3 protein-coding genes and 1 pseudogene are annotated in these 4413 nt (G+C 72.3%); 2 read left to right on the top strand and 2 right to left on the bottom strand.

Features of this window, described 5'->3' with window-relative positions; genetic code table 11:
* Positions 1-156: 156 nt before the first annotated feature.
* Complete coding sequence (locus ACVNF4_RS32990) at positions 157-831, bottom strand: hypothetical protein (RefSeq protein WP_461806554.1); 675 nt, start codon at positions 829-831, stop codon at positions 157-159.
* Positions 832-965: 134 nt separating this feature from the next.
* Between ACVNF4_RS32990 and ACVNF4_RS32985 the strand changes: the two genes are divergently transcribed.
* Entirely contained in the window at positions 966-1472 is a 507-nt protein-coding gene (locus tag ACVNF4_RS32985) for a GNAT family N-acetyltransferase (RefSeq protein WP_461806553.1), read from the top strand.
* Here ACVNF4_RS32985 and ACVNF4_RS32980 read toward each other — a convergent pair.
* Positions 1465-3489 carry an MDR family MFS transporter gene (locus ACVNF4_RS32980; RefSeq protein ID WP_461806552.1) on the bottom strand — a complete coding sequence of 675 codons (2025 nt, stop codon included), beginning with the start codon at positions 3487-3489 and terminating at the stop codon, positions 1465-1467. The genes ACVNF4_RS32985 and ACVNF4_RS32980 overlap by 8 nt on opposite strands.
* A gap of 192 nt (positions 3490-3681) precedes the next feature.
* Here ACVNF4_RS32980 and ACVNF4_RS32975 point away from each other — a divergent pair.
* A pseudogene (locus ACVNF4_RS32975) lies at positions 3682-4413 on the top strand (peptidoglycan-binding domain-containing protein); the annotation flags it as partial.

The following is a 4413-nucleotide window of genomic DNA, read 5'->3' as shown; positions in this document are numbered from 1 at the left end:
GGGCAGGCGTACGGCCCGGCGCACCGCCCTCGATCGGCGCCCCGCCCTTGCGGGCCTCGGGCACGTGCGTGGACTCGGACTGCGCCCCCTTCCGCATGCCCGCCGCCCCCGCCGCCCCCTGCGTTCCCCTGTCCTCACTCATCTCTCAACCCCTCCTCACTTGGCCTGAATCCGCTGGAAAACCGCCGGTACCCGCCCCGTCCGCGCCTTCGCATCGCCCCGCGACGAGCCCTCCGACGAGCCGCGTGACACCCCTCGCGGCAAACCCGGCGAACCCTGCGGCGCACTACGCGCGATCCCCCGCGGCTCCCCCAACAACTCCCGGAACAACGCCCGCCCCTCCAGCACAGCCGCCCGAGCACCCTCCGTGTCCCCGCCCTCCTCGGCGACGTACCGCACCTGCCGGTACCCGTCGACGTGCGCGGCGTGGTGCACGGCGAGCGCGGCGACCTGCTCGTCGAAGTCCTCGGCCCGCGGATACCCCCGAGCCCCGGCCAACTCGCCGAGCAGCCGGTCGACTTCGGCGGCGGCCTCCCGGGGCGACTCCACGAACAGCTCCTGCGCGGCCCGCCACCGCTCCTGGTACTTCTCCTGCTCCCCGGCCTCAAGGGGCCGTTCCCGCAACCCTCCGTGCCGCTCCACGAGGGACGTCAACTCCCGTTCGGCGGCGTGGACATCCCCGTCGTGCCGGGCCACGGTCCGCCCGTACTCGGGCCCGAACCGCCGCTTCAGGGACCCACCGCCCCGGGTCCGGCGCACTCCGAGGAAACCCGCCGCGACAACGACGACCGCGCCGATGACGATCAGTACGACGATCACGCCTGTGGACATGGCTGCCTTCCGGTGTAAGGGCCCAACGGGCCGACTCGTCTTCCGAGTTGCCCGTAACCGCCCCCGCAAACAGCACCGCGGCAACGGGTATATCGCTTGCGCCCCTCCCCCGCCCCCTCCCGAGAATGACCCCCATGACCTGGACGATCACCCCGGAGCCCCCCGACTCCCCCGCCGCCACCGCCCTGTGGCGCGCGTACTACACAGAGGTGAGCGACCGCTGGTACCTCCTCCACGAGGGCCGGCCCACCGACCCCGCCGAACTGGAACACGAGATCACCGCCCACACAGGCGCCGAACTCGCCCCGCCGAAGGGGACGTTGCTGGTGGCCCGGTACGACGGTGAGGCGGCCGGCACCGCAGGAGTACGCCGACTCGACGCGGACACCGCCGAACTGACCCGCGTCTACCTGCTCCCGGAGCTGCGCGGAAAGGGCGGGTCGGCGCTTGTGGTGGACGCGGCGGAGAACGCGGCACGCGCGTGGGGAGCCACCCGCATGATCCTCGACACCCGCGCGGACCTGGTGGAGGCGAGGGCGCTCTACGCACGCCTGGGCTACACGGAGACCGCCCCGCACAACGACGACCCGTACGCGGACCACTGGTTCACAAAGCCCCTCACCAGGACGCCCCTCACCTGACCACCCCCGCCCCCTCCCGCACCGACCCGCACAACTCCCCGTTCAACTCCCGTACCAACAGCACGAGATCAGTGGGCCGCCCCGGCCCCCACCAGTCCCCCAGCAACTCCGCGAGCGACGCCTCCCGCGCCTCGGCCAGCCGCTCCGCCACCTCCCGCCCGCGCGCCGTGAGATACAGCCCGACCCCCTCCCGCAGGGCCAGCCCGCCCTCCTCCACCTGCCGCGCCCCCTCGATGATCACAGCAAGCGGCACAGGGCTCTGCTCGGCGAGCCGGCCGGGCTCGACGGTCCCGTGCTTCCTGATCCGCAGCAGGATCCAACTGGCCGCCGGCAGAAGGTCGTAGCCCGCGCGAGCGGTGATCGTGCGGTAGATCTCCCGCCGCCCCTCCCGTGTCCCCAGCACGGACAGCGCCCGGCACACCTCGTCGTACGACGACCGCTCGACGGGGTTGCTGGCCAGGGTCTGCGTGACGTCCGGCGCGGTGACCGAGCCGCGCAGCCGGTCCTCCTTGAGGAACCAGGCGAGGACGAACCCGAGGACGGCGACGGGCGCGGCGTAGAGGAAGACGTCGGTGATGGAGGTGGCGTAGGCGTGCACCGCCGGTGGCCGCAGGGCGGGCGGGAGTTGGGCGATTCCGCGCGGGTCGGACTTGAGCGCGTCGGCGCTGAAGCCCGCAGGAAGGCCGCCGACTCCCCTGAACGCCGAGGCGAGTTCGCCGGAGAGCCGGCTCGCGAAGATCGTGCCGAAGACGGCGACCCCGAAGGACGCCCCGATCGACCGGAAGAAGGTCGCGCCGGAGGTGGCGACGCCCAAGTCCTCGTAGGAGACGGCGTTCTGGACGATCAGGACGAGGACCTGCATGACGAGGCCGAGCCCGAGGCCGAAGACGAAGAAGTAGGCGCTCATCTCGCCGGTCGGGCTGTTCTCGTCGAGGCGGTGCAGCAGGAGCAGGCCGACGGTCGTGACGGCGGTCCCGGCGACGGGGAACACCTTCCAGCGTCCCGTGCGGCTGACGATCTGCCCGGAGAGGGTGGAGGAGAGCAGCAGCCCGGCGACCATCGGCAGCATGTGGACGCCGGACATGGTCGGGGAGACGCCCTGGACGACTTGGAGGAACGTCGGCAGGTAGGTCATCGCGCCGAACATCGCGAACCCGACGACGAAGCTGATGACGGCGGAGAGGGTGAACGTGCGGACGCGGAACAGCTTGAGCGGCAACACCGGTTCGGCGGCTCGGCGTTCGACCGCGACGAAGGCGGCGGCGAGCCCAACTCCCAGTACCAGCAGGCCGATCACCTGGACCGAGCCCCACGCCCAGGTCGTCCCGCCGAGGGAGGCGACGAGGACGAGGCAGGTGGCGACGGAGGCGATCAGGAAGGTGCCGAGGTAGTCGATGGTGTGCGGGGTGGTGCGGCGCGGGATGTGCAGGACGGCGGCGATGACGGCGAGTGCGACGGCGCCGACGGGGAGGTTGACGTAGAACACCCAGCGCCAGCTGAGGTGTTCGGTGAAGACGCCGCCGAGCAGCGGGCCGAGGACGCTCGTCGCGCCGAAGACCGCGCCGAACAGGCCCTGGTAGCGCCCGCGTTCGCGGGGCGGGACGAGGTCGCCGACGATCGCCATCGACAGGACCATCAACCCGCCGCCGCCCAGGCCCTGGAGTGCCCGGAATGCGATCAACTGCGGCATGTTCTGGGCCGTTCCGCAGAGAGCGGAACCGATCAGGAAGAGCACGATCGCCGTCTGGAACAGTCGTTTTCGGCCGTACTGATCGCCGAGCTTGCCCCACAGGGGGGTCGCCGCGGTGGAGGCGAGGAGGTAGGCGGTCACGACCCAGGAGAGGTGTTCCAGGCCGCCGAGGTCGCTGACGATCGTGGGGAGCGCCGTGGAGACGATCGTCTGGTCGAGCGCCGCCAGCAGCATGCCCAGCAGCAGGGCGCCGATCGACACCGTGACGTTTGCGCCAACGTGTTCGCGGTGGGGATCGCGCGCGGCCGTCCCTGCGTCCGAAGACATGGAGACCTCCCTCGGCTCTCGGGTCCCTTCCATGGTGGTGGGTGACACCGGGAACGTCCTGTCGAGGCCGACGGGAGAGGCTTTCCGGCCATTTCCGAGGCTGTGACGTGTGGTGCGATGGAGGCGTGCCATGACTGTGGAGGATCTGCATAATCCCTGGAACGCGGGGAGAACACGGGGAGGGGCGAAGGAGTGAACGAACCGACGGAGCGCGCGAGGCCGCCGGGCGGGACGCAGCCGTACGGGCACCCCTGCCCGGAGTGCGGGGCGCTGCGGGCCGCCGACAGCACGCCGTCCTGCGACTGTGCGCGGCGGGCGGCCGAGGCGCTGAAGGAGGCGCGGCTCGCGGACGCCGCCGCCGCGGAGGACTTCGATCCCCTGCGGATCCGCCCCTACGTGGAGCTGGCGGGTACGGCCGGGGCGCCGACCGCGGGCGGCATCAAGCCGCCGCCCGACGCGACGATGCCCCTGAGGGTCGTGTCCCCCGGCCTCACCTCGGCCGAATCGTTTCGGGACACCACCGCGACGGCCCCGCTCCCGAAGGTCCCTGGAGGCGCCGCCCCGGGCGGTACCGGCGCCCCGCGTAGCTCTCAGGGCCCAGGGGGAGCAGACGCCGCGGGGACCTCGGGAGACATGGGAACCCTGAGGGACGTAGGGGATGTAAGGGGTGCCCCGCAAAAACCCGGCGCCGACGACACCGCGCAGTCCAGCCCCCGGCGCCGGAGAACGGCCCTCCTCGCGACCGGCGGAGCCGTCGTCGCCATCCTCGCCGCCGCCGGCTTCGCGACGGGCCTGTTCGCGTACGACACCCCCGCGCGCGACGACTCCCCGCCGAAGGACATCCGCGCGGCGGTCCCGCTGCCGTCCCTCACCGAGGCGTCCTCCCCTGAGCCCCCGGCCCGCACGCCCGCCCCGGGCCGGGCC

The sequence above is a fragment of the Streptomyces sp. S6 genome, from assembly GCF_054880855.1.
Note: the sequence above shows the minus strand (reverse complement) of the source record. Positions and strands in the feature narration are given on the sequence as shown.